The organism is Sphingomicrobium marinum (assembly GCF_026157105.1).
Lineage (GTDB): Bacteria > Pseudomonadota > Alphaproteobacteria > Sphingomonadales > Sphingomonadaceae > Sphingomicrobium > Sphingomicrobium marinum.
Genome location: NZ_JANPVQ010000001.1, coordinates 1,209,475 through 1,234,851, shown reverse-complemented (window position 1 = coordinate 1,234,851; position 25,377 = coordinate 1,209,475). Strand labels below are relative to the sequence as shown.

20 protein-coding genes and 1 pseudogene are annotated in these 25,377 nt (G+C 62.7%); 12 read left to right on the top strand and 9 right to left on the bottom strand.

Features of this window, described 5'->3' with window-relative positions; translation table 11 throughout:
- The first annotated feature begins 45 nt into the window (after positions 1–45).
- The 4 genes from NUX07_RS06190 to rsmA are packed head-to-tail and all read left to right on the top strand — an operon-like array spanning position 46 to position 5,515.
- Entirely contained in the window at positions 46–2,271 is a 2,226-nt protein-coding gene (locus tag NUX07_RS06190; protein ID WP_265529665.1) for an LPS-assembly protein LptD, read from the top strand.
- Between the two features lie 60 nt (positions 2,272–2,331).
- Positions 2,332–3,672 carry a peptidylprolyl isomerase gene (locus NUX07_RS06185; RefSeq protein WP_265529663.1) on the top strand — a complete coding sequence of 447 codons (1,341 nt, stop codon included), beginning with the start codon at positions 2,332–2,334 and terminating at the stop codon, positions 3,670–3,672.
- A gap of 11 nt (positions 3,673–3,683) precedes the next feature.
- Complete coding sequence (gene pdxA, locus NUX07_RS06180; protein WP_265529661.1) at positions 3,684–4,706, top strand: 4-hydroxythreonine-4-phosphate dehydrogenase PdxA; 1,023 nt, start codon at positions 3,684–3,686, stop codon at positions 4,704–4,706.
- Positions 4,703–5,515 (top strand): 16S rRNA (adenine(1518)-N(6)/adenine(1519)-N(6))-dimethyltransferase RsmA, encoded by an 813-nt coding sequence (rsmA, locus tag NUX07_RS06175; RefSeq protein ID WP_265529659.1) that lies wholly within the window; start codon positions 4,703–4,705, stop codon positions 5,513–5,515. Before pdxA ends, rsmA begins: the two co-directional genes overlap by 4 nt.
- On the opposite strand, the gene NUX07_RS06170 is transcribed toward rsmA, so the two are convergent.
- The 3 genes from NUX07_RS06170 to alaS are packed head-to-tail and all read right to left on the bottom strand — an operon-like array spanning position 5,512 to position 9,856.
- Positions 5,512–6,000, bottom strand: coding sequence for a hypothetical protein (locus tag NUX07_RS06170; protein ID WP_265529657.1), 489 nt, complete (start codon positions 5,998–6,000; stop codon positions 5,512–5,514). The genes rsmA and NUX07_RS06170 overlap by 4 nt on opposite strands.
- A 29-nt stretch (positions 6,001–6,029) precedes the next feature.
- On the bottom strand, positions 6,030–7,205 hold the full coding sequence (locus tag NUX07_RS06165) for an RsmB/NOP family class I SAM-dependent RNA methyltransferase (protein WP_265529655.1): 1,176 nt from the start codon (positions 7,203–7,205) through the stop codon (positions 6,030–6,032).
- Entirely contained in the window at positions 7,202–9,856 is a 2,655-nt protein-coding gene (alaS, locus tag NUX07_RS06160; protein ID WP_265529654.1) for an alanine--tRNA ligase, read from the bottom strand. Before alaS ends, NUX07_RS06165 begins: the two co-directional genes overlap by 4 nt.
- 26 nt (positions 9,857–9,882) lie before the next feature.
- On the opposite strand from alaS, the pseudogene mtgA reads away from it, so the two are divergent.
- Positions 9,883–10,575 (top strand): annotated as a pseudogene (gene mtgA, locus NUX07_RS06155) (monofunctional biosynthetic peptidoglycan transglycosylase); the annotation flags it as partial.
- A 227-nt stretch (positions 10,576–10,802) separates the two neighbouring features.
- On the opposite strand, the gene dnaE reads toward mtgA, so the two are convergent.
- The 5 genes from dnaE to proS all read right to left on the bottom strand — a co-directional run bounded on the left by dnaE (position 10,803) and on the right by proS (position 18,170).
- On the bottom strand, positions 10,803–14,252 hold the full coding sequence (gene dnaE / locus NUX07_RS06150) for a DNA polymerase III subunit alpha (protein ID WP_265529653.1): 3,450 nt from the start codon (positions 14,250–14,252) through the stop codon (positions 10,803–10,805).
- A gap of 60 nt (positions 14,253–14,312) precedes the next feature.
- Positions 14,313–14,840: a hypothetical protein gene (locus NUX07_RS06145; protein WP_265529652.1), complete on the bottom strand. Its 528-nt coding sequence runs from the start codon at positions 14,838–14,840 to the stop codon at positions 14,313–14,315.
- Positions 14,841–14,936: 96 nt separating this feature from the next.
- The gene (locus NUX07_RS06140; protein WP_265529650.1) at positions 14,937–15,611 is read right to left on the bottom strand and encodes an ABC transporter ATP-binding protein; all 675 of its coding nucleotides are present in this window, start codon (positions 15,609–15,611) and stop codon (positions 14,937–14,939) included.
- Positions 15,604–16,854, bottom strand: coding sequence for a lipoprotein-releasing ABC transporter permease subunit (locus NUX07_RS06135; RefSeq protein ID WP_265529649.1), 1,251 nt, complete (start codon positions 16,852–16,854; stop codon positions 15,604–15,606). Before NUX07_RS06135 ends, NUX07_RS06140 begins: the two co-directional genes overlap by 8 nt.
- The gene (gene proS, locus NUX07_RS06130) at positions 16,851–18,170 is read right to left on the bottom strand and encodes a proline--tRNA ligase (RefSeq protein WP_265529647.1); all 1,320 of its coding nucleotides are present in this window, start codon (positions 18,168–18,170) and stop codon (positions 16,851–16,853) included. Before proS ends, NUX07_RS06135 begins: the two co-directional genes overlap by 4 nt.
- Before the next feature lie 397 nt (positions 18,171–18,567).
- On the opposite strand from proS, the gene NUX07_RS06125 reads away from it, so the two are divergent.
- Genes NUX07_RS06125 through NUX07_RS06115 form a run of 3 tightly spaced genes read left to right on the top strand, consistent with a single transcriptional unit; the run spans position 18,568 to position 20,657 of the window.
- Entirely contained in the window at positions 18,568–18,840 is a 273-nt protein-coding gene (locus tag NUX07_RS06125) for a hypothetical protein (RefSeq protein WP_265529646.1), read from the top strand.
- Positions 18,841–18,846: 6 nt separating this feature from the next.
- Positions 18,847–19,965, top strand: a complete 1,119-nt coding sequence (locus NUX07_RS06120) for a YcaO-like family protein (protein WP_265529645.1) — start codon at positions 18,847–18,849, stop codon at positions 19,963–19,965.
- Positions 19,962–20,657: a TfuA-like protein gene (locus tag NUX07_RS06115; RefSeq protein ID WP_265529643.1), complete on the top strand. Its 696-nt coding sequence runs from the start codon at positions 19,962–19,964 to the stop codon at positions 20,655–20,657. Before NUX07_RS06120 ends, NUX07_RS06115 begins: the two co-directional genes overlap by 4 nt.
- Here the strand turns inward: NUX07_RS06115 and NUX07_RS06110 are convergent.
- Positions 20,632–22,197: a winged helix-turn-helix domain-containing protein gene (locus NUX07_RS06110; RefSeq protein WP_265529641.1), complete on the bottom strand. Its 1,566-nt coding sequence runs from the start codon at positions 22,195–22,197 to the stop codon at positions 20,632–20,634. The two genes, NUX07_RS06115 and NUX07_RS06110, sit on opposite strands and share 26 nt — an antisense overlap.
- Positions 22,198–22,481: 284 nt before the next feature.
- On the opposite strand from NUX07_RS06110, the gene NUX07_RS06105 reads away from it, so the two are divergent.
- The 4 genes from NUX07_RS06105 to NUX07_RS06090 all read left to right on the top strand — a co-directional run bounded on the left by NUX07_RS06105 (position 22,482) and on the right by NUX07_RS06090 (position 25,289).
- Positions 22,482–23,171, top strand: coding sequence for a GNAT family N-acetyltransferase (locus NUX07_RS06105; RefSeq protein ID WP_265529639.1), 690 nt, complete (start codon positions 22,482–22,484; stop codon positions 23,169–23,171).
- A 148-nt stretch (positions 23,172–23,319) separates the two neighbouring features.
- Positions 23,320–24,408, top strand: a complete 1,089-nt coding sequence (gene hppD / locus NUX07_RS06100) for a 4-hydroxyphenylpyruvate dioxygenase (RefSeq protein WP_265529637.1) — start codon at positions 23,320–23,322, stop codon at positions 24,406–24,408.
- Positions 24,409–24,509: 101 nt separating this feature from the next.
- Complete coding sequence (locus tag NUX07_RS06095; RefSeq protein WP_265529636.1) at positions 24,510–24,998, top strand: hypothetical protein; 489 nt, start codon at positions 24,510–24,512, stop codon at positions 24,996–24,998.
- Between the two features lie 93 nt (positions 24,999–25,091).
- The gene (locus tag NUX07_RS06090; RefSeq protein ID WP_265529635.1) at positions 25,092–25,289 is read left to right on the top strand and encodes a hypothetical protein; all 198 of its coding nucleotides are present in this window, start codon (positions 25,092–25,094) and stop codon (positions 25,287–25,289) included.
- The last annotated feature ends 88 nt before the right edge of the window (positions 25,290–25,377 follow it).

Sequence of the window (25,377 nt, the reverse complement as noted above, 5' to 3'; positions counted from 1 at the left end):
AAAGGCGGATTGCCGCCCCTGCGCCAAGCTGCAATAGCGGGGGCGATGAGCGGTAGTGCAAATCGGTTGTTGAGCGGCGCGAGTCTGCTGATCCTGGGGATGGCCTCCCCTGCCCTTGCCGCCGTGCAGGACGATCCGTCGATCGCGGCTGCGGCGCAAGAAGACCTGATCGTCTTCAGCGCCGACGAGATCGCCTATGACGGCGCCAACCAGGTCGTCACCGCAACCGGCCAGGTGCGGGCCAACCGCGATGGCTATTATGTCGCGGCCGACCGCGTCACCTGGGACCGCAGCACCGGGCTGATCGTGGCCGAAGGAAATGTCGTCCTGCTCTCGCCCACGGGCGACCGCGTGATCGGCGATCACGTCGAGCTCGACGAAGCATTTTCCAACGGGATGAGCGAGAATTTGCTCCTCGCGCTCGATACCGGCGGGCGTATCGCGGCCGAGCGCGCTACCAGCGTCGACGGCGACCTCACGCTGGAGAACGCGATATATTCGCCATGCACGATCAGCCCCGCCGCAGGCTGCCCTGAAAATCCGAGCTGGTCGATCCGCGCCGCGCAAGTCATCCGCGATGCGGAAACCGGCACGCTCACCTTCAAGGGCGGACAGTTCACCTTTTTCGGCGTGGCGCTTCCCGCGATCCCGTCATTCTCGATCGGACAGCCGGGGCCGATTGGCGGCATTACCGGCTTTCTCGTCCCCGAGGTTGCGATTTCGGGCATCAACGGGCTCGAGATCAGCCAGCCTTATTACTGGCGCCTGGCACGCAACCGCGATTTCACGCTGACACCGACGGTCTATTCGGGTGCCTTCCCCTCCATCGAGGCTTTTTATCGCCAGCTGACGACAACAGGCGCGGTGCAGGTGGGCGGCTTCCTCACCTATGGCGAGGTCGAGGACGAGCTGCTCTCGAACCCCAATGCCGTTCTGGAGCGCGACGTTCGCGGTTATCTCGAAGCTAATGGACGCCTCCAGTTCGATGAGAACTGGCGCCTGACCGGATCAGGCCGGGTCGCTTCGGACAAGACGGTTACCCGTCGCTACGACATCACGCGCGATGATCGGCTGCGCAGTTTCCTCAATCTCGAGCGTTTCAGCGAAGACGCCTATATCTCGATCGCCGGCTGGGCGTTCCAGGGCCTGCGGGTCGATGACGAGCTTGCGACGACACCGGTCGCGTTGCCGGCGATCGACGCGCGCTGGCGATTGAGCGACCTGCCCGTTGGCGGGCGGGTGGAATTGCAGGCCAACAGCCTCGCCATCCTGCGCGTTGATGGCCAGGATACGCAGCGCGCATTCGCGGGTGCCAGGTGGGATCGCCGCTTGCTGACGAACTGGGGGCAAGAATTGACCCTGACCGCCTATGCCCGCGGCGATGTCTATCACACCAACAACGTGCTGAGCACCAATGTCGAGGCCTATCGCGGCGAAGAAGGTTGGAATTTCCGCGGGATCGGGGCGCTGGCGGCAGACATGCGCTATCCGCTGATCGGGCCGGCATTCGGTGGCACGCAGCGCATCGTGCCGCGCATCCAGCTCGTGGTGACGCCGCGCACCGAGAATCTCGATATCCCGAACGAGGACGCCCGCGCCATCGACCTTGAGGATTCGAACCTCTTCGCGCTCAACCGATTCCCCGGATACGATCGCTGGGACGATGGCAGCCGCGTCACCTACGGCGTGGAATATATGCTCGATATTCCCAATGTCTCGATCCGCAGCAACATCGGGCAGAGCTATCGCCTCAACCAGTCGCCGGACATTTTCCCGGACGGGACGGGACTGACCGATCGCTTTTCGGACATCGTCGGGCGCACGCGCGTGCGCTACGGGCGCTTCCTCGATTTCACCCACCGCTTCCGGATCGACAAGGACGACCTCAAGATTCGCCGGACAGAGCTCGATCTCACGCTCGGCACCATCGAGACCTATGCGCAGATCGGCTACCTGCTGCTCGACCGCGATATCGACATTTCGATCGAGGATTTGCGCGACAAGGAAGAATTGCGCGGTGGCGGGCGCGTCAAGATCGACGACAACTGGTCGGCATTCGGGTCGGTCGTTCTCGACCTCACCAACAGCGATGAAGATCCGCTCAGTCTTGCCGACGGATTCGAGCCGACACGGCACCGCGTGGGCGTATCCTACGAAGATGACGCGTTGGAGGTTGGCTTGACGTGGAGACGCGACTATGAACGCGCAGGATTATTCGATCGCGGGTCCACATTCCAGATCCGCGTGATCTTGAAAGGGCTTGGCCGCTAAGCTGCCATTCAGCTAAATGCCGCCAAGGAAAGAGCAAAAGATCAAAGGGTTACGACTATCATGACAATTGCACGCAGGATCGCGGTTTCGATGGCCGCAGTGGCGCTCGCCGGTGGAGCGGCGATGGCCATGCAGGCTCAGCCTGAACAGCAGACCAATACGGCGCAGTCGCTGGCCTTGCCCGACAATCCGACACTTTTTGGCGCGGCCTTGCCGCCGGTCGTCAAGGCGACTGCCATCGTCAACGGGGAAGTCATCACCGCGACCGACGTCGAACAGCGCCTCGCGCTCGTCGCGCTGTCGAATGACGGCCAGATCGATACCGCACAGCTCGACCGCCTGCGCCAGCAGGTGCTGCGCAACCTGATCGACGAGACGCTCCAGGTGCAAGCCGCCGCAGCGGAAGAAATCGAACTGACACCGGAGGAAATCAACGCCACTGTAGTGCGGGTCGCCGAACAGAATGGCCGCACCCCCGACGAACTGGCCGAATATCTCGCCGCCAACGGCTCATCGCTCCGCTCGATCCGCCGTCAGGTGCAGGGCGAAATGGCGTGGCAGCGCCTTCAGCAAGCCAAGATCGAAAGCACCGTTTCGGTGGGCGACGAAGAAGTGCAGGCCGTCCTTGATCGGCTCGAAGCGTCCAAGGGCACGACCGAATATCGTGTTGCCGAGATTTATCTCCCGGCAACCCCCGCGACCGATGCCGAAGTGCGCCAGACGGCCCAGAATATCCTCGAACAGCTTGGACAGGGCGGTAGCTTTGCCGCTTATGCACGCCAATATAGCCAGGCGTCGACGGCAGCGGTCGGCGGCGACCTTGGCTGGGTGCAGCCCGGTCAGCTGCCCCCCGAACTCGCCGAAGCTGTCACCAGCCTTCGTCCGGGTGCGGTCAGCGTGCCGATCCCCGTCGCGGGCGGTTATTCGATCATCGCGATCCAGGATTCGCGCACGATCCTGACGGCTGACCCGCGCGATGCAGTATTGAGCCTCAAGCAGGTCACGATAGGTTTCGATCCGGGCATGAGCGAGCAGGCCGCATTGGCCCGCGTCGAGCGCTTCAGCACGGCGGCGCAAAATGTCGGCGGCTGCGGCGGTGCAGACGCGATCGCCGCCAACTTCGGCGGCCAGGTCGTCCAGTCGGACGGTGTCAGCATGCGCGATCTTCCTCCTGCCCTCCAGCAGATGATGATCCCGATGCAGGTCGGCCAGGCAACGCAGCCGTTCGGTTCGCTCGATGAAGGTGTCCGCATCCTCGTCATCTGCGGACGCGACGAGCAGCAGCCCGGCATGCCCAGCTTCGATCAGGTCTACAACCAGATGAACCAGCAGCGCGTAAACAGCCGCGCCCAGCGTTATCTGCGCGACCTTCGCCGCGACGCCATTATCGAATTCCGCTAGGCGCTGGCGCGGTGCTGCCGCTTTCCGTCAGCCTGGGTGACCCGGCCGGGATCGGTCCGGAAGTGGTCGCCAAGTGCTGGGAAAACCGCCACGTCGAAGGGCTCCCGCCTTTCGTGGCGATCGGCGATCCGCAATCCATCAGCGCGGTTTCGGACATCCCGATCGCGGTCGTGGAAGACCCCGAGGAAGGCGCCGAGGCGTTTGCCAACGGGCTGCCGGTGATCGCAATCGAATGCGACAGCGAGATCAATCCGGGCAAACCGAACAGCGATGGCGCGCGCTGTTCCTACGATTCGCTCGAACTGGCGGTCGGGTTGGCGCGTTCAGGCTCGGTAGCGGGGGTCGTGACGGGCCCGGTGTCGAAGCAGCAGCTTTACGAAGTTGGCTTCACCCATCCCGGCCAGACCGAATTCGTCGCCGAGCGCTGCGGTGTCTCGCGCGACAATGTCGCGATGATGCTGGCAGGGCCGACGCTGCGCACCGTGCCGGTGACAACGCACATCCCCTTGTCGATGGCCGCAGATGCACTCAGCGTCGAGATCGTGGCGTCACGCGGCCGGGCGGCACTTCGCGGCTTGATCCGCAATTTCGGCATCGACATGCCGCGTCTGGCGATTTCGGGTCTCAACCCGCACGCTGGCGAAGGCGGTGCGTTGGGGCACGAGGATGTCGAGATCATCGAACCCGCCATCGAGCAGCTGCGCAGTGAAGGCTGGGTCGTCACCGGCCCCCACCCTGCCGACACCATGTTTCATGAGCGCGCGCGCGCCAATTACGACGCCGCCTTGTGCATGTATCATGACCAGGCATTGATCCCGCTAAAAGCGCTGCATTTCGATGAAGGCGTGAACATCACGCTGGGGCTGCCTATAGTGCGTACGTCGCCCGATCATGGAACGGCGTTCGATATTGCCGGGCAGGATCTGGCGACGCCGACCGCAATGGCCGCTGCCATGCACTGCGCCACCGAAGCGGCGGCACATCGCCGCCGTCTTGCCGAACATGGCCGCACTGGCATGGCCATCGGCAAGTGAGTGTCGAGCCGCTTCGCGAGGTCATCGCGCGGCACAACTTGTCCGCCAGCAAGGCGCTGGGCCAGAACTTCATTCTCGACCGACAGCTGCTGGCGCGCATTGCGGCGATCCCGGGCGATCTTTCGGACCAGACCGTTTTCGAAGTGGGCCCCGGTCCCGGCGGCCTGACCCGCGCGCTGCTCGACGCGGGTGCACGCGTCATCGCGGTCGAACGTGATCCGCGCTGCATTCCGGCGCTGCAAGAGCTCAAGAGTGAGTATGGCGACATGCTGACGCTGATCGAAGGCGATGCCATGGCCATCGACGCCGAAGCGACCGTCGGGCGCGGCGCGCACATTGTCGCGAACCTGCCCTATAATGTCGGGACGGCGTTGCTGACGGGGTGGCTTGATGGCGGGGAATGGCCACCATTCTGGGCCTCGCTCACCCTCATGTTCCAGCGCGAGGTCGCGCAGCGCATCGTCGCCGAACCCGGCACCAGCGCCTACGGCAGACTGGCCGTGCTCGCGCAGTGGCGTTCGGCGCCCTCCATCGCAATGAAAGTCAGCCGTTCGGCGTTCGTCCCGCCGCCCAAGGTGGAGAGCGCTGTGGTGCATATCGTTCCAAAAGCAGCCCCCGAGGGCGTCGATCCGGCGGTTCTGACCAGACTGACCGCAGCCGCGTTCGGACAGCGCCGAAAGATGCTGCGGCAAAGTCTCAAGAGCGTACCGGGCGCACTCGATGCGCTGGCGGCAATCGGAATCGATGAGACGCGGCGCGCCGAGACGGTCAGCGTCGACGAATGGATCGAATTGGCTAGAAAACTCTAGTTGGGTTGGGGCGCGTCGGGCGTTTCGGCAGCCACGAGCACCGGGCCGCGGCGGATCGCCGCCGCGAGCTTGGTCCGCTCGGCGCAATCATCACCGCACAGTTCTGCAAGCTTGGCGAGGTTCTGGCGTGCGCGGTCGGTCGCGCCGATCTGCACCAGCGCTTCGCCCTGCACCGCGAGTGCTTCGCGATCGGTGGGGTCGATGATCAGCGCCTTGCGGCCATAGCTAATCGCCTGCCCGTAGAGACGCTGTTCGATCGCCACCTTGGCCATCGCGGTGAACGCATCTTCGTTTTTGGGATCGATGACGAGCGCGGCTTCGAGCGTATCGTCGGCTTCGACAAGCTTGCCCTGAGCCATCAGTTCTTCGGCTTGCTTGACCAACGCGGCAGACGCCGGATCGACGGGCTGGCGCTGCGCCATGCCGGCAACCGACATGGTCGATGCGGTCACACCGAGGACGAGAACTAGCGGACTGATACGCATCAAAATCTCCCAAATATTACCGCGCGTTATCACGACTTCACGCCAGTGGCGATAAAAAAGCCATCGGTGCCGTCATGGGCGGGTGTCAGCAATCGTCCGGCTCCTGCCTTTCGACCGAAGTCGAGACTGTCTTGCCACGCCAAGCCTGAATGACGGCTTGCCGCGGCGCTCGCCTGCGCCTCTCCCTCGGCGGAAAGGAGCGAGCAGACCACGTACACCAGCTTTCCGCCCGGTTTGAGCAGCGGCAAGGCAAGGTCGATCAGGCGGCTTTGCGTTTCGACGAGCCGGTCGAGACGCTCCGGCGTCAGGCGCCACCGCCCTTCCGGATTGCGCCGCCACGTGCCCGATCCCGAACAGGGGGCATCGATCAGGACGATGTCCGCTTGGCCATTGAGGTCGGCGAGCATCTCCGCTTCTCGCGGCGTATCGAGAAGGCGTGTCTCAATATTTGTCGCTCCGGCGCGTTCGGCGCGCGGCGGCAGTTGCGACAGGCGCGCACGGCTGATGTCGGCGGCGACTATTCGAGCGTCGGGTGTTAGTGCGGCAAGCGCAAGCGACTTGCCCCCCGCCCCTGCACATAAATCGACGATAAGGGCACCGTCTCGCGGATCGCAGGCATGCGCGACGAGTTGGCTGGCTTCGTCCTGCACCTCGACAAGTCCGTCGCGGTACGCCGGATGCTGGTCGATGCGCGTATCGGTGTCGAGGCGGATGCCGTGAGGCGCAAGCATGGTCGGCTTGCTGTCCGGGAACGACGGCAAAACGGCATCCCGCGTCGTGCGCGCTATGTTGACGCGAAGGTCGAGCGGCGCGCGCGCCAGCAAGGCAGGCCATTCGTCACTCGATACGAGCGGATGGAGTTCATTTTCCAGCCAGGTCGGTAGAAGCCGACCCTCGCAGGCGGTTTCGCCAGCTTCGATCGGTGCGGGCGCATGCCCCTGCCCATCGAACAACCCCGCGAGCGGCGCATCTTCCTTCGCCAGCCCGAGCATCGCGGCACGGCCGTTTTCGGGCATCTCACCGCAATGGCGGATGGCCGCGAAGACATGCTCGCGCACCGCGCGGCGATCCTTCGACCCGGCATACCGTCGCTCGCGAAAATATTGGCGCACGATGGCATCGGCGGGCGGACCGTTGTCGCGCGCCGACGCGATCACCGTGTCGAGGATTTCGATGGCCGCCTGGACGCGGGCGCCCGGGGTCACGCTGCCGAGCTGGCCAGCGCGTCTTTCACCGCTGCCAGCGCTTCCTCCGCCTTGTCGCCATCGGGCCCGCCGCCTTGCGCCATATCCGGACGGCCGCCGCCGCCCTTGCCGCCCAGCGCTTCGACCGCGACCTTGACGAGGTCGACGGCGCTCGCTTCGTTCGTCTTGTCATCGGTGACACCCACCGCGACGCTGGCCTTGCCGTCATTGACCGCGACCAAGGCGGCGATGCCCGAACCGAGCTCCCTCTTCATGTCGTCTACCGTGGGACGCAGCGCCTTGGGCTCAAGGCCTTCCACCACGCGGCCCATGAAGGCGATGCCGGCGACCTCTTCCGGGCCAGGCGCGTCCTTCGCGCCGCCGCCGCCCATCGCGAGCGCTTTCTTCGCATCGGCAAGTTCGCGTTCGAGCTGCTTGCGCTCGCGCACCAGCGCGGCGATTCGCTCGGGCACCTCGTCGGGCGCGGCCTTCAGGCTGTTGGCGGCATCGCGCAACTTGGCGTCGCGCTGGATCAGCCACATGCGCGCCGCCTCACCGGTCAGCGCCTCGATGCGACGGACGCCCGAGGACACCGCGCTTTCGCTAATAATCTTGAACAGCTGGATGTCGCCGGTGGCGCGGACATGCGTCCCGCCGCACAGTTCCACCGAATAGCTCTTGTCGGTCTTGCGACCCATCGACAAAACGCGGACCTCATCGCCATATTTCTCGCCAAACAGCGCCAGTGCACCAGCTTCAATGGCATCGTCGGGCGTCATCAGCCGCGTATCGACGATCTCGTTGGCGCGAATTTCTTCGTTCACCTCGCGCTCGATGTCGGCGATTTCGTCCGCGGTGAGAGCGCTGGGATGCGAAAAGTCGAAGCGCAAGCGGTCGGGCGCGACAAGGCTGCCCTTCTGCGTGACATGGTCGCCCAATCGGTTACGCAGCGCCGCGTGCACCAAGTGCGTCGCCGAGTGGTTGGCGCGTGTCTGGTCGCGGCGTTCGACGTCGATTTCCTGGTGCAGGCTGTCGCCAACCTTCACGCTACCCTTGGTCACCTTGCTGTGCAGGACATGCAGCTTGCCGAGCGGCTTGGACGTGTCGCTGACAATCGCTGCAAAGCCGGCCTTTGAGGACAGGCTGCCGGCATCGCCGACCTGTCCGCCGCTTTCGCCATAAAAGGGCGTTTGGTTAAGCACGAGCATCACCTCGTCGCCCTCGCCCGCGCTGTCGACGCGCGTACCGTCCTTGACGATAGCCTGCACCACGCCCTCGCCCTCGCCCGACAGGTATCCGGTAAATTCGGTGGCGCCGACTTCATCGGCAAGGTCGAACCACAATTCATCGCTTGCCTGCTCGCCCGAACCCTTCCACGCTGCGCGTGCCTTGGCCTTCTGCTCCGCCATGGCAGCATCGAAGCCTTCGCGATCAACGCTCAGCCCCTCGCGGCGCAGCGCGTCTTTGGTCAGATCGAAAGGAAAACCGTACGTGTCGTAGAGCTTGAACGCGGTTTCGCCGGGCAGCGCATCGCCCTCGCCCATGTCCCTGGTCGCTTCGTCGAGCAGCTTGAGCCCGTTGGCCAGCGTGCGGCGGAAGCGCACTTCCTCGTCGTGCAGCGTGGTCTCGATCAGCGTCTGCGCGCGCACCAATTCAGGATAGGCGCTCCCCATCTCGGACAGCAGCTCGGGCACCAGGCGGTGTATCAGCGGTTCGGCCGCGCCAAGGATATGCGCATGGCGCATCGCGCGGCGCATGATCCGGCGCAGCACATAGCCGCGCCCCTCATTGGACGGCAGCACGCCATCGGCGATCAGGAAGCCCGACGAACGCAGATGATCGGCGATCACGCGGTGGCTCGCCTGCCGCTCGCCTTCGGCCTTCGTCTTGGTCAGATCTTCCGACGCGGCGATCAGCGCCTTGAACTGGTCGGTATCGTAATTGTCGTGGACGCCCTGCATGACCGCAGCAATGCGCTCCAGGCCCATACCCGTGTCGATGCTGGGCTTGGGCAGGTCGCCGACAATTTCGTCGGCAGCCTGCGTATGCTGCATGAAGACGAGGTTCCAGATCTCGACAAAGCGGTCGCCATCCTCGTTCGGGCTTCCCGGCGGGCCGCCTTCGATATGGTCGCCATGATCGTAGAAAATCTCGCTGCACGGTCCGCACGGCCCGTCCGAGCCCATGGCCCAGAAATTATCCTTCGTGGCGATGCGGATGATACGCTCCTCGGGCAGCCCCGAAATCTTGCGCCACAGATCATACGCCTCGTCATCGGTGTGATAGACGGTCGCGGTCAGCTTGTCTGTCGACAAGCCCCATTCCTTGGTCAGCAGCGTCCAAGCATGGCTGATCGCCTCATCCTTGAAATAGTCGCCGAACGAAAAATTGCCGAGCATTTCGAAAAAGGTGTGGTGGCGCGCGGTATAACCGACATTGTCTAGGTCGTTATGCTTGCCGCCCGCCCTCACGCACTTCTGGCTCGACGTTGCGGTCGTGTACGACACCTGCTCGAGCCCCGTGAACACGTTCTTGAACGGCACCATGCCGGCGTTGACAAACATCAGCGTCGGGTCGTTGTGCGGCACCAACGGCGCGCTGGGCACCCGTTCGTGGCCCTGACTCTCGAAATAGTCGAGAAAGCTGCGGCGAATATCGTTGGTCGAAGTCATGGGGGCGATGTAAGGCCCATGGTGCAATGCGGCAAGCGGCTAAGGAGGTCATATTGGTTCGCAAGATCGTCAAATGGTTGTTCTGGACGCTGTTCCTGCTCTTCCTGAGCAGTCTTGCGCTGGTGGTCTTCTACCGCTGGGTGCCCGTGCCGATCACCGCAACCATGATCATGGACGAAAGCAGCCTCACCAAGGATTGGGACCCGCTCGAGCGGATCGATCGCGACATGGTGCGCGCCGTCATCGCCGCCGAAGACAGCAAGTTCTGCAGCCATGACGGGTTCGACTGGGAAGCGATCGAGGAAGCGCGTCGCCGCAACGCGCAGGGAGGCCGTATTCGCGGTGGATCGACCATCAGCCAGCAGACGGCGAAGAATGTCTTCCTGTGGCAGGGTGGCGGATATTTCCGCAAAGGAATGGAGGCCTATTTCACCTTCCTGATCGAGAATATTTGGGGGAAACGGCGCATCATGGAAGTTTACCTCAACGTCGCCGAGACGGGCATCGGGACGTACGGCGTGACCGAAGGCGCGCGGCGCTATTTCGACAAGGATGCGTCCAGCCTGTCGCGGCGCGAGGCTGCGGCGATCGCGGCAGTGCTGCCGCTGCCCAAGGAGCGCCCGGCGCGCAACCCCAGCGGTTTTACCGCACGATACGGGTCAACCATCGCAACGCGCATGAGTATCGTGGAACGCGATGGGCTCGATGCGTGTGTATATGCCGAAGGAGATGCACCCGTGAACAACCCCGATCCATCCGACCCGAAGCCGACCCCCACGCCGCCGCAGCAGCCGCCCGAGGTCGAGCCGGCGCCTGCGCCAGACAGCCCTCCGACGCCGCAGGACGACCCTGCGCCGCAGCCGATCGATCCCGATCCCCCGATCACGCCTGCCGATCCGAACCCGGATGACGTTCCACCGCCCCAGCCGGACGTGCCGGACCAACCCTAGCCCGCGGCGGAATGCACCAGGCGCGGACGTTCCGGAATGTCCGCCGCGAGTTCGACGTTGGGTTCGCCCAGCAAGCGGGAGAGGCGATCGGCAACATCCGCGTCGAGCTGAAAATCGCGGCCGACAAGCATCACGGCGGTGCGGCCGTCGGCAATCGGCACATGCAGGCGCACGGTGCCGCGGCCGCCGCGTTCCAGCGCCGACTGAACGAGCGCGATGCCCGAAGCGTCAGGGATATGAAGATCGAGCTTGAGGCGCTGGCTTTCCGACAGTTGCGATAGCGGCCTGAACAGTGTCACCGCGACACGCGGTTCTTCTTCGCCCGGACGGCGATCGAGCTCGGCGGTGATGAGGCCGGGTTCACCCGACTTCGCCGCTTCCTCCAGCGCGGCAGTAACGGCGTCATCGAACGCCATCGCGCCGAATTGGCCCGACGGATCGGACAGGGTGCACATCATGTAGCGACGGCCTTTCTGGCTCGTGCGCCACCGCGCTTCTTCAACCAGGCCCGCCATCATCGTCTGCGTCCGTCCGCCTTCCGCAGGCATTGGCAATGAACCCAGCTCGGCGAAGGTCTTGACCCGGTGCGCGGTGAGCAGGTGGCGCTGCGCTTCGACCGGATGCGAGGAGAAATAGAAGCCGAAGGCATCGCGTTCCGCGCCCATGCGCTCGGCAAGCGTCCATTCGGCCTTTGGCAGCCGGATTTCGGCCAACTCGTTATCCGCATCGCCTGCCCCGCCGAACAGCGCCGCCTGCCCGCTTTCGCGCTCGGACGCGGCGGACTGGGCATGGCGCAATATGGTCTCGGCCCCGGCATGGATGCTGGCGCGATCATCGTTGAGCCCGTCGAAGCTGCCGGCTGAAGCAAGCCCCTCGAGCTGGCGGCGGTTGAGCAAGCGCGGATCGATGCGCGCGGCGAAATCCTCGAGACTCTTGAAGGGGCCCTTGGCCTCGCGTTCGGCGACGAGTTGCTCCATCGCCTTTTCACCGACGCCTTTGAGCGCGCCGAGCGCGTATCGCACCTTACCATCCTGAACATCGAACGTCGCGCGCGCCTCGTTGATCGCGGGCGCCAGTACCTCGACCCCCGCTTTGCGCGCGTCCTCGACGAACAGGCCAAGCTTGTCGGTCAGGTTCATGTCGTAGGTCATCGACGCGGCATAAAATTCGGCCGGGTAATGCGCCTTCAGGTACGCGGTATGATAGGCGACGAGAGCGTAGGCAGCCGCGTGCGACTTGTTGAAACCATAACCCGCGAACTTGTCGATCAAGTCGAACAATTCGTTGGCCTTCTCGGGCGAAATGTCGTTCTTGGCGGCACCCTCGACGAAGCGCTGGCGCTGCGCGTCCATTTCGGACTGAATCTTCTTGCCCATCGCGCGGCGGAGCAAATCGGCGTCACCGAGACTGTAGCCCGCAAGCACCTGCGCGGCCTGCATCACCTGTTCCTGGTAGACAAAGATGCCGTAAGTCTCCTTGAGCACATCCTCGAGCATCGGGTGCGGATAGGCGAGTTCGGCGCGGCCATTCTTGCGGTCGCCGAACAGCGGGATATTGTCCATCGGGCCCGGGCGGTAGAGCGAGACGAGCGCGATGATGTCGCCGAAATTGGTGGGCCGGACGGCGGCGAGCGTGCGCCGCATCCCTTCGGATTCGAGCTGGAACACGCCGACCGTGTCGCCCCGCTGCATCAGCTTGTAGACGTCCTCGTCGTCCCACGGCAGCGATGCGTAATCGAGCTCGATACCGCGCTTTTTCAGGAGGCGCTGCCCCTCCTTCAAGACCGACAGGGTCTTGAGGCCAAGGAAATCGAACTTGACCAGCCCGGCCTGCTCGACATGCTTCATATCGAACTGGGTAACCGGCATGTCCGAGCGCGGATCGCGGTAGAGCGGAACGAGCTGGTCGAGCGGGCGGTCGCCGATCACCACGCCCGCCGCGTGGGTCGACGAGTGACGAGGCAGGCCTTCGAGCTTCATTGCGAGATCGTAGAGTTTCTTGACCTCGGGATCGTTCTTCACCTCGGCGGCGAGCTCGCTGACTCCATTGAGTGCGCGTTTGAGGTCCCACGGATCGGCGGGTAAATTGGGCACCAGCTTGGCCAAGCGATCGACCTGTCCGTAGCTCATCTGGAGTACGCGGCCCGTATCCTTGAGCACGGCGCGAGCCTTGAGGCGTCCGAAGGTGATGATCTGCGCAACTTTGTCACGGCCATATTTTTCCTGGACATAGGCGATGACCTTGTCGCGGTGCGTTTCGCAGAAGTCGATGTCGAAGTCGGGCATCGACACGCGTTCAGGGTTGAGGAAGCGTTCGAACAGCAGGTCGAGCTCGAGCGGATCAAGATCGGTGATGAGCAGGCTCCACGCCACTGCGCTGCCCGCACCCGAACCACGCCCAGGGCCCACCGGGATATCGTTGTCCTTGGCCCACTGGATGAAGTCGGCAACGATCAGGAAGTAGCCCGAAAAGCCCATGTTGGCGATGATATCGAGCTCATAGTCGAGCCGTTCGCGATAGGGCGCTTTTTCGCTCTCCTCCTTGGCCGCAATGCGCTTCTCCAAGCCTTCGTGCGCAGCCTTGCGCAGCGCATCGTCTTCGTCGTCGGACATGGTCGGCAGGATCGGACGGCGCTTGGGGCTGCGCACTGCACAGCGCTGCGCGATCACCCCCGAAGTGTGGATCGCCTCGGGCAAGTCTTCGAACAGCTGCTCGATCACGCTGGCGGGCTTCAACCAGGCTTCGGGCGATGATGTCTTGCGGTCCGAATTTTCGACATAGGTCGATCCTGCAATGCACAACATCGTGTCGTGCGCGGCATGGAAATCGGGCGTGTCATAGTGCGCCGGATTGGTCGCGACCAGCGGCCAGCCTTCGGCATAGGCGAGGTCGATCAGCGCGTCTTCGGCGGCCTTCTCGATCTCGTTTCCGCGGCGCGACAGCTCGACATAAAGGCGACCCTCGAACGATCGGGCGAGACGGCGCGCATAGTCGCCCGCCTTGTCTGCCTGTCCTTTGGCATAGAGACGCGCGACAGCGCCTTCCGCACCGGCGGTCAGCGCGATCAGACCATCCGAATGGGCTTCGAGCAGTTTGAAAGTGACGTGCGGATCTTCGGTGACCGGACGGTCGAGATGGGCAGCTGAAACGAGCTTGCACAGATTGTCGTAACCCGTCTCGTCCTGCGCATAGAGCGCGACCCAGTCTATATCGTCGCCGCCCATGCCCGGCGGGCGGCGCACGGCGAGCATCGTCCCTATGATCGGCTGCACGCATTCCGCGAAAGCGGCATCCGAAAACCCCATCGCGGCATAGAGCCCGTTGCGATCGGCGAGCCCCGCGGCGGGAAAGCCGTGCTTGCGAGCAAGCTTCGCGATGGCCTTGGGTTCGATCGCGCCCTCCAGCATGGTGAAGGACGAAAAGATGCGCAGCGGGACATAGACCATTGTTGCACTATGCGCATCGCGAGGCCTGCTGAAAAGCGGCTGGCCCCGACTTATCCACAACTAATCGGCGGCGTCGGCCTTGGGTCGGTAGATCAGGTCGTAACCGGTGGTGAAGGTCGCCCCATGATCGGCCGACACTTCGCCGAGTTGGCGTACCGAGCCGTCCTCGTTCAGCGTGTAGGTCATCCGCACGAAGCGGTGTTGCCCCGGTCCGCCGAAATTGGCCCACCAACCTGTCATTACCATCTGCCCCGCAGCGTCGAGCCCGCCCACGAAATCGACCGTCTCGCCAGACGAACCTGTCCAGCGCTGGTGCCAGCGTCCGTCGTCTCGCAGGCTGTTGAGGCTGCCGCCCCCTGCCCCGCGCAAGGGCATCCAGTTCTCGCGCACCGCGCAGCCATTGTAGAGCCGCTCGATCTTGCTGTCCGCGACCTTGGTTTCGGGATTGCTGGTCGCATAGACTTCCCATTCCCCAACCCAGAGATCGAATTCGGCATGGCGCTCGCTAGCGCAAGGTGGCGGCGGCGGCGGCGTAGGCGCCGGCGTTGGCTGAGCAGCCTGAAGCAACATGACGAGCGTCGTGATCATTTTCGTCCCCCTATTTCTGTTGGCGACCGTGTAGCAGTCGCCGTGCACCCGCAAAGCGCGGCTCGCTGACCGACCCGCTCGTTTCGGCGACCGCCTCTAGGCCAGGACGCCTTCGTGAAGGCGGACGACACGGTCCATGCGCGCGGCAAGGCCTTCGTTATGCGTGGCAACCAAGGCCGCCGAGCCTTCTTCACGCACCAGCTCGAGGAAGGCCGAGAAGACGCGCTCGGAGGTCGCCTCGTCAAGATTGCCGGTAGGTTCGTCGGCCAGCACCAGCGGCGGCTTGTTGGCGAGCGCGCGCGCCACGGCGACACGTTGCTGCTCACCTCCCGAAAGCTTGGCCGGGCGATGATCGAGGCGTTCGCCAAGTCCGAGGCGCGTCAGCAGGCTGTCGGCGCGGTCCTCGGCATCGGCGCGGCTGGCACCGGCAATAAGCTGCGGCAGGATGACATTTTCGCGCGCATCGAAATCCGGGAGCAGATGGTGAAACTGGTAAACAAAGCCCAGCGTGTCGCGGCGCAGTTCGGTCCGTGCATCGCTGTCGAGGCGCGATGCTTCGGTGCCGGCGATGCGGATCGAGCCTTCGAACCCGCCTTCGAGCAGTCCCACCGCCTGAAGCAGCGTCGACTTACCCGACCCCGACGGACCGAGCAGGCCCACGATTTCGCCCTTGCGAATGTCGAGGTTGACGCCGCGCAGCACATCGATGGTGACGTGCCCCTGCGTGAAGCTGCGCTTCAGGTCGGCGGTCTGGAGGACGACGTCACTCATAGCGCAGCACCTCGACCGGATCGGTCGCCGCCGCCTTGCGCGACGGGAACAGCGTGAAGAGGAATACCATCACGAGCGTTACGATGATGATCGCGGCCACCTCAAAGGGATCGGTACGCGAAGGCAGTTCGGACAGGAAGCGGACCGAAGGGTCCCACAGTTCCGCGCCGCTGACGGCCTGGATTGCATCGACGACCGACTGGCGGAAAAACAGGAAGATCGCAGCCAGGATCGCGCCGATGACGATACCGACTAGGCCGATCGACACCCCGACGGTCATGAAGATGCGGCTCATCCCCGCGCGGCTTGCTCCCATGGTTCGCAGGATCGCGATGTCGCGCCGTTTGGCGCGCACCAGCATGATCAGCGAACTCGCAATATTGAAGGCGGCGACGAGAATGATGATACACAGCACCACGAACATGACGACGCGTTCGATCTCCAGCGCTTCGAACAGCGCCGTGTTCATCTGACGCCAGTCGACAATGATGCCCTTGCCCTGCACGGCAGGCTGCAACGCCGAAACGACCTGCTGGACGCGGTCCGGATCTTCGACCTCGATTTCCACCATCGCGACATTGTCGCCCATCATCAGCAGGGTCTGCGCATCGCGCATCGGCATGATCACGAATGCCTTGTCATAATCGTAGACGCCGACTTCGAAGATCGCCGCCACTTCGTAAGTGACGATGCGCGGCACGGTACCCACTGGGGTCGACCGGCCTTCCGGGCTGATCAGCGAGATTTCGCTGCCGGGATAGGCGCCCAGCGATTCCGCCAGCTTGGCACCGATGGCGACACGGCCGCTTTCGGGCTGGAGTGTGTCGAGCGAACCGGCCTTGATGTTATCGGCGATCAGCGGGTTGCCCCTGATATCCTCCATCACGTTGCCGCGCAGCAGTATGCCTTCGACGCGGCCGTTAGCCGACGCCATCAGCGGTTGTTCGATCAGTGGTTGCGCCGAAACGACGCCGGGCGTTCCCTGCGCTGCCGCGCGTACCTGCTGCCAACCTTCGAGGCGACCGTCATAGCCCTGCACGATGGCATGGCCATTGAGGCTGACGATGCGATCGAAGAGTTCGGCGCGAAAGCCGTTCATGACGCTCATGACTATTATAAGCGCGGCGACACCCAGCGCGACCGCGCCGACGGAGAAGCCCGCGACGACGAAGATGAAGCCTTCGCCCTTGTGCGGCAGGAGGTAGCGCCGAGCGATCATCCGCTCGTGGCGATTGAGGATCATGAGCTAAGCTTGGCCAGCGTATCCTGAACCGTCAATTGCTCGCGTTCGCCGGTGGCCCGGTTTTTGACTTCGACCACGCCGTCCTTGAGCCCGCGCGGACCAATGATCACCTGCCAGGGCAAGCCCATCAGATCCATGCCGCCAAGCTTCACGCCGCCGCGTTCGTCGCGATCGTCGTAAAGGACGTCGAGGCCCGCGGCTTGCAGGTCGCCATAGAGGCTTTCGGCAGCGGCCACGGTCGCGTCATCATCGGCGCGCATGGTGACGATGCCGACGTTCCAGGGCGCGACGGCCTCGGGCCAGATGATGCCGTTTTCGTCATGGCTGGCTTCGATGATGGCGCCGACGAGGCGTGACACGCCGACGCCGTAGCTGCCCATCATCGGCGTGATCATGCTGCCGTCCGATCCGGAAACCTTCAGCCCCATGGCTTCCGAATATTTGGGACCGAAATAGAAGATATGTCCGACCTCGATGCCGCGCCCGGTGCGCTTGGCGTCTTCGGGCACTTGTGCCCAATATTCTTCCTCGTGCGTCTCGTCGGTTCGCGCATAGGCACCCGTGACTTCATCGAACAGCGCCTTGAGGCCAGCGTCGTCGTCATATGACAGCCCGTCACGGTCGAGGTCGACGTCTTCGACCGCGGCGTCATAAAAGACCTCGCTTTCGCCATTGGGCGCGAGGACGAGGAACTCGTGGCTCAGCTTGCCGCCGATGGGCCCGCTATCGGCCTGCATCGGCACCGCCTTGATCCCCATCCGGCGGAAGGTGCGCAGATACGCGAGCAGCTGGCGGTAATAGGAAAGCTTGGCGCCTTCTTCGTCGAGATCGAAGCTGTAGGCATCCTTCATGAGGAATTCGCGGCCGCGCATCACGCCAAAGCGCGGGCGCACCTCGTCGCGGAACTTCCACTGGATATGATAAAGCATTCGAGGGAGTTCGCGGTAACTCTTCACATCGTCCCTGAAGAGAGCGGTGATCATGTCCTCGTTCGTCGGACCGTACAGCATCTCGCGATCGTGCCGGTCGGTGATCCGCAGCATCTCGGGACCGTAGGCGTCATAACGGCCGCTCTCGCGCCACAGGTCGGCGGGCTGGATAGTCGGCATCAGCATTTCCTGTCCGATGCGATCCTGTTCTTCGCGCACGATCTGCTCGATCTTTTTCAGCACCCGTATGCCCAGCGGCAGCCATGCATAGATGCCCGCCGCGGTCTGGCGGATGAGGCCCGCCTGCAACATCAGCTTGTGGCTGGCAATTTCCGCGCCCGAGGGCGTTTCCTTAAGGACGGGAAGAAAGGCTTGGGACAGGCGCACCTGGCATTGCTCCGGTTTATGCTGCGATTGCGAGGGCTTTGCCCCAGTGGCGGTCCCCATACAAGCGCCAATCGTGGCATAGGTGCAACAGGCAGCGCCTTAATGTGACACAGCCGCCCGAATCCTCTTCACAAGCGCGATCAAGCGAGACTAGCGTGCGCCTCGCTGCTTTGCTCTTTCCTTGGCAGCAACTGGGGGCTGACGAGCAATCGTCACGCAAGAGAAAGCCCGGGCACCTCCACTGCCCGGGCTTTTTTGCGTCCGCGACAATGGCGAGCTCTAAGTGGCGCCTGCCAGACGATCTTCGGGATGAAAATTTGTTCAGCGCAAAACTCACACTGGTTATTGCTGACCGTAGTGTTTATCCTGAGCACGTGGAACTGTGGGGAGAACCAAAATGCCCGGTAAACCGAATGGCCCGAACGCTCATACCCGTTTCGTCATCAAGGTTGGCGATACCTATTACATGACCAATGGTAAGCTGCTGGTCTACGATCCGAAGGCAGCGCAAAAGCAGCCCGACCAGGCTTGGAAAGCGGCCATGGAAAAGGGCGTGCAGGACATGGCGGATAAATTCCAGGAAGTGCACGATTCCCCTAATACGTGGTATCCCGCGGTGGATTTCAGCACCGTTGCATTCAGCGGCGTCAATACTGGCGACGACGACTAAAGGTCGATGGGCCCGGTCGACGGGCGGCGCACCGCAGCAGCTTCGCTGCTCGCTCGGGCGCAGCAGCTAGCGAAATCATCCGGCGTCACCCGACTGGCAGACATTACCCGGCTTGACCGGATCGGTTTGCCTGTCTGGCAGGCGGTTCGTCCGATGAGCCGCGCCCTCTCGGTACACCAGGGTAAGGGCGCGCGTGCATCGGACGCGCAGCTTGGGGCCCTGCTGGAAGCTGCCGAAAGCGATGCGGCCGAACGGTTCGAGGCAAATGGCCCGACCTGCACGTGGCGCGATCTTGATGCGAACGAGCGGCCACATGACCTGGCCGACTTTGCCCGCCACCGCAATGCGCCCCCTGCTCCCGACCAGGAAGTACAATGGACGCGGGCCGAGCGCATTGACGCCAGTTATTGCTGGGTCCCGTTCAAGTGTGTGAGCCTTGATTTCACCCTGCCTGAACCGTCGCTCTTCGAACGTTCGAGCGCCGGACTGGCTATGGGGACAAGCCAGGAGGATGCACGGCGTACGGCGCTCTACGAATTGATCGAGCGCGACGCGCTGCGTGCATTTCTTGGCACCGACATAATTGCGAGGCTCCAGCATGAAATCATGCCCGGCACCGTTCCGTATGACTGGTTTGCCGATCTTCATGATCGCATCGCCGCCGCAGGCGGCAGCCTGAGGGTCTTCCGCCTGCCGGCGATCGGCCCGGCCTTTGCCGCATCGATCGACGACCATTCGAAGGATTCACGTCCGTATCGCGCGATCGTCGGGCACGCCGCCCATCCCGATGCCGAGATCGCCTTGTTCAAGGCGGTGGCCGAAGCCGTGCAGAGCAGGCTTACCTTCATTTCCGCATCGCGCGACGACTGCCTTCCGTCACTTTACGACCAGCCGGAACGAGTGGTGTCGTTTGCGCTGGCCCCACCCCCGAACCCAGGCGTTTCTCCGTCGCACTATGACGCTGGGGGAACCGGGCCGACGACTGTCGAAGCTATCGCTGAAGCGTTGTCGGGTACGGGATTCGATTGCTGCTGCTTTGTCTCCATTCTCGAACGTGACGGCTTCTGGATCGAACGCGCTTTCGTGCCCGGCATGGGGTCGCTGGCAAGAGAGCGACGGGCATGATCGTATTTGCAGGACCGTCCATACCGCGCGATTTGCGCGACGCTTTTAGCGAGGTCGAGTGGCGACCACCCGCACAGGCCGGTGATTTTCTCAAACTTGTTGCCAAAACACCCCAGCGCGTGCTGCTGATCGATGGCCTGTTCGATACGCGGGCGGCGGTCACCCATAAGGAATGTCTGGCCCTTATGGCAGAGGGGACAACGCTTATCGGCGCGGCCAGCATGGGGGCGCTGCGGTATGCCGAGCTGTCATCCTTCGGCATGCTTGGGTTCGGGCAGATCGCCGGCGACTATGCCAGTGGCAAGCTGATAGGCGACGATGAAGTCGCGCTCGTCCACGGCGATGCGCGTATCGGATGGAAGGCCATCACTGTGGCAATGGTCGACGTGCGCGCCACGCTCGAACGCCATCCCGATCAAGCGTTGGCGCAGCAGCTTCTAGCTCGCTGGCACGACATCCATTTTGCCGACCGGGACTGGCCCGCGATGATCGCCGCAGCCGCCGATCTGGCGGACCGCGCAACGCTTCAGGCCATTGCAGACAGCCACATACAGCGCAAGCAGCTCGACGCACTTGGTGCTATTCCATTTGCGTTGACTTGCCCGCTAGCCTCTCCCGCTGCCCACCCACCGCGCACGCGCTGGGTCCGGCAACTGGATGAGGAGATCACTCGACGCCCAATGCGTCCTTGACGGCTTCGATCAGCTTGGCGCCGGCATCATCCTTGTAGGGATGATGAAAGCGGAACCATTCGAAGATTTCCTCGCTGCTCGGCGGGATCGGGCGGTGCCACTGATCGACGACACGCTTGCGCCATTTATCGACTGCCTTGATGCCCTTTGACGGGCTTTTGTGATGCGCGCAGATGGCGGCATACAGCTCCGTCCAGATCGATGCGACCGTCACCTTGGCGAAACATTTGCCCGCTGCGTCACAGTCGCCTTCCAACATGTAGAGGTGGCCAAGATCCTCCTGGCTGTTGTCGTCCGCAAAGGGCTGGATATCGCGTGACTGCTCGATCAGCTCGCGCGAGCGGGTGAAATCACCAAGATAGCGCATGCCGGTGGCGACCTCGTTGAGGCGTACCGGGTTGAAAGGGTTGCGTTCCAGGGCGTGTTCGAACGACGAATGCGCCTGATCAAACTCTCCGTGATAGAGATGGCAAAAGCCCAGCACGGTATAGGCGTGGACATGGCTGCGATCGGCCGCGAGCCCCGCCTTGGCGAGCTCAAGCGCGCGCGCGCGTTCGACCGGGCTGGTGGAGCCCAACGCCGTATAGCCATAATCGATATTATAGAGCCGCACGAGCGGCGGATAGGCCAGCGCGAAGCCCGGCTGCTCGGCAACGATCGCCTCAAGCTCGCGCGCCGCATCTTCGGCTTCCGCGCGGGTCTGTGCTTCCACGCTATGTCGCTTGGCGACGAGATAGCGGTCGAAAATGCTACCGGCCGCGTCACCGATCCCGATCGACACATCCTGGTCGAGCGCGGGCAACGCTGCCCCCACGATCTGGCGAACGATTTTTTCGATCCCCGCCCCGAGCCCGCTACCGTCGAGCTTCATCGTTTCCGCCCAGACCACGCCGCCGTCACCCAGCCGGTGCACACGCGCCACGATCTTCACGTCGTTGCCGTCGGGCAGCAGCGTGGCGTCGAGCTGATAATCGCGATCGCCCCCGCCCTTTATGCCGGCCGCGTTGGCGATAACCTGGATTTCACGGAAACGCGACAAGCCAAGCAGCACCTCTTCGCGCATGGCATCGCCGGCGTGCGGATGCGTATCGGTAACGGCCTCATCCTTGAAGTCGCCCATGACGACACGCGGCGGGGCTCCCTTGGCCTTCTCCGGCTTTGGTGCCGGCTGAGCGGCACGGCTCGGCTGGACCGACGGCAGGTCCTTGCCGTCCCATGGACGCACCGACGCGATCAGCCGATATCCGCGCCCGTAAACGCTTTCGATATAGCGCGGATGGCGCGACGGATCACCCAAAGCGTTGCGCAATTCGCGGACCGTGGTCGTCAGCGCCGATTCTGAAACGGCCATGCCGTCCCATACGCTTTCGAAAAGCTTGTCCTTGGTAAGCAGGCGACCGTCGCGCTCGGCCAAGGCGACAAGTACTTGAAAAGCCTTGTTTCCAAGTTTCACAGGTCCGTGCGGACCTAACAGGCGTTCATCACCTAGATCAATTCGGAACTCGCCAATTGCCAAGCCCCTACCAACAACTTGAGCCATGATCGCCGAGCTACTCCCTGTTACGCAGCCGTGAGTAGCAGATTTGCGCCAATTCTGAAAAGATTCTGAGTCAGATTGTTTCCACGAAGGCGTCAGGATGTCCGGGTCCGATGCGCCTATCCCAATCATGTCGAAGCAAGAATGCCGAGACAGGAAGACAGGGAGAAGCGAAATGACCAACAATATCTTCGTTGCAGTACTGGCGCTTTTGATGACCGCAAGCGCATTCGGAGGAACCATCGCGGTCTTCGAAGCCGGATCCACCCCGAGCCAGGAGCAGATCGTTGCGTAACAACGAACAGGGCGGGCGCTCCGCTGCGTATATTGGCGGTGAACCCGCGTTTCCTGTTCTCGACGGGACCGAACCAATCGAAGTCAGCCCGCGCGTGAGTGGCATGTTGGCCCATGCCAGGATGCGGGAGATTTCAAAGGATGTCGCCAAGGAGCTACTCTTTGCCGAAGCCTTTATCGAAACCGAGCGACTGACGTTGCGCCCGCTCCAGCTGGAGGATTTCGATGCCTATGCAGTGATGCTGGCCGATCCCGATTGCTGGACCTATTCGACCCGCGGGCCGATGACGAGCGATGAAGCCTATACGCGCTTGCTGCGCCAGGCGGGCCATTGGGCGCTCCTTGATTACGGTCTGTTTGCGGTGTTCGAGAAGGAAACGGGACGATTGGTTGGCGAGGTCGGCTATGGTGACTTCCACCGCGAGCTGGGCGAGGATTTCGATCGTCACCCGGAAGCTTCCTGGACCATTGCCAAGCCCTTCCAGGGCCAGGGCTATGCCTCGGAAGCTGCCTATGCCGCGCTCGAATTTACCGAGGACCGGCTGATCGCGACACGCACGGTTTGCATGATCCATCATGAAAACAAGGCCTCGATCTGCATCGCACGCAAGCTTGGTTTCAAGGCGTTTGATGAAATGATCTATCGCGGATTTCGCGCGATGCTGTTCAAGCGCGAACATTAAGCGATAACGCTTCATCGCTTTTCCCAAGCTTCTAGGGGGAACGGGCGGTCTTTTGGGGGGACCGCCCGTTTTTCGTGCGCGATCCGCTAAGCTTGCACGGCTGCCAGTGCCGGAGTAGATGCGGCGCGAAGACAGACAAGAGGACAAGATGGCAGACCTGTTCGACAACCCCGCCGGCCTTGATGGCTTTGAATTCGTTGAATTTACCGCACCCGAAAAAGGCATTCTCGAGCCAGTGTTCGAGAGCATGGGCTTCACCAAGGTCGCACGGCATCGGTCAAAGGACGTCGATCTGTGGCGTCAGGGCGGCATCAACTTTCTCGCCAATTACGAGCCTGACACTCCCGCAGCCTTTTTCGCCGCCGAACATGGTGCGAGCGCTTGCGCCATGGGATTTCGCGTCCGCGATGCCGCAGCGGCCTATGAGCACGTCCTGGCGCGGGGTGCAGAGCCCGTCGACAGCGCCGTCGGCCCGATGGAGCTCTACATCCCGGGCATTCGCGGAATCGGCGGATCGGTCATCTATTTCATCGATCGCTATGGCGAAGACGGCATCGACATCTACGACGTTGACTTCGAATATCTCGACGGGGTGGAGAAGCACCCCGAAGGCTGCGGGTTCAAGGTCGTCGATCACCTTACCCACAATGTCTACACCGGCCGCATGGCGCACTGGGCCCGCTTCTACGAGCGCCTGTTCAACTTCCAGGAAATCCGCTTTTTCGACATCAAGGGCGAATATACGGGGCTGACTTCCAAGGCGCTGACGGCGCCCGACGGCAAGATCCGCATTCCGCTCAACGAGGAAGGCGAAGGCGGCAAGGGCCAGATCGAGGAATTCCTGCGCGATTTCAACGGCGAAGGCATCCAGCATATCGCACTGATCTGTGACGATCTCATCGCGGCTTGGGACAAGCTTAAGGAAACCGGCGTTCCCTTCATGACAGCGCCGCCAGAAACGTACTATGAAATGCTCGACGAGCGCCTTCCTGGCCATGGCGAGAATGTCGAGGATCTCAAGATGCGCGGCATTCTGCTCGACGGAACGACCGAAGGCGGCTCCCCGCGCCTGCTCCTGCAGATTTTCTCGGAAACGCGACTTGGCCCGGTGTTCTTCGAGTTCATCCAGCGCAAGGGTGATGAAGGCTTTGGCGAAGGCAACTTCAAGGCGTTGTTCGAAAGCATCGAGCGCGACCAGATCAATCGCGGTGTGCTGAAAGTCGAAGAGGACGCGTGAGCGCTCTCGTCCAAAGCGGACCGTAATTTGTTGGCGCCGGGCCCTGTAGCTCCCCTAGACAGAACACTGTGCTATCGTGTGTTCTGGAGGAAGAGAGCAGGTTGCCCGCAGAAAAGCGACATTTCTGGCCTGAAGATGATGCTGCTGACCTTGGGCCGTCCTCATACGAGGCCGGCGATAGCGCGCAGGTCATCCAGCTCATGCCGCCGTCCTTCGAAGGCATTATCAGCGACTTCGAAGAAGATCTCGGTATGGGAACATGGATGGTTTCTGTCCTCACCGGCGATGTGTACTGGTCCGAAGGGACGTACAAGATCCATGACGTGGCGCCCAATACGCCAATTGGGTTGGAAAGCGCCTTTTCCTATTTCGCCAGGGAAGATGAGCAGCACATCCGCGATGTCGTCGATGCGGCGCGCCAACGCGAGCAGGATTTCGTGTTCGAAGCCACGCTCATCGGCGAAACCGGCCGGCGCAAGCGAGTGCGTAGTTATGGGCGATGTATCGACCGTAATGGTGCGCCCTTCCTGATGGGCGTTATCGCCCTGATCGGCGATGATGCACCCAAGCCGGTGCTGACCAAGCTCTAACGGTCTCGCAGCTCTAATCTCTACTTCTTTTGGATTGCGAACAGCCGCGCCCTGGCGCATGTCGTCGGCAGCAGTTTCGTGAAGGAAAGAGCCATGGCCGACCAATCCGACTTCGTCATCCTCAATCGAAGCGATGGCTCCAAAGTCGCCGTCCAATTGTCGACGGTCTTGTTCTTCACCAAGGCGCCGCACGGCTGCGTACTCAATTTTGGCGGCTCGACACAGGTCAACGTGAAGGAAGACTTCGAGGAATTGCTCGAAAAAGTCGGCGCCGAGATGCCCAGCGCCTGAGCGTGCCCGACGGCGCGCTGCTCAGGCTTGCGACCACTTGAGCGATATCCGGCACACTAGCCCGCTTGAGGCGAAGTCCATTCTGACC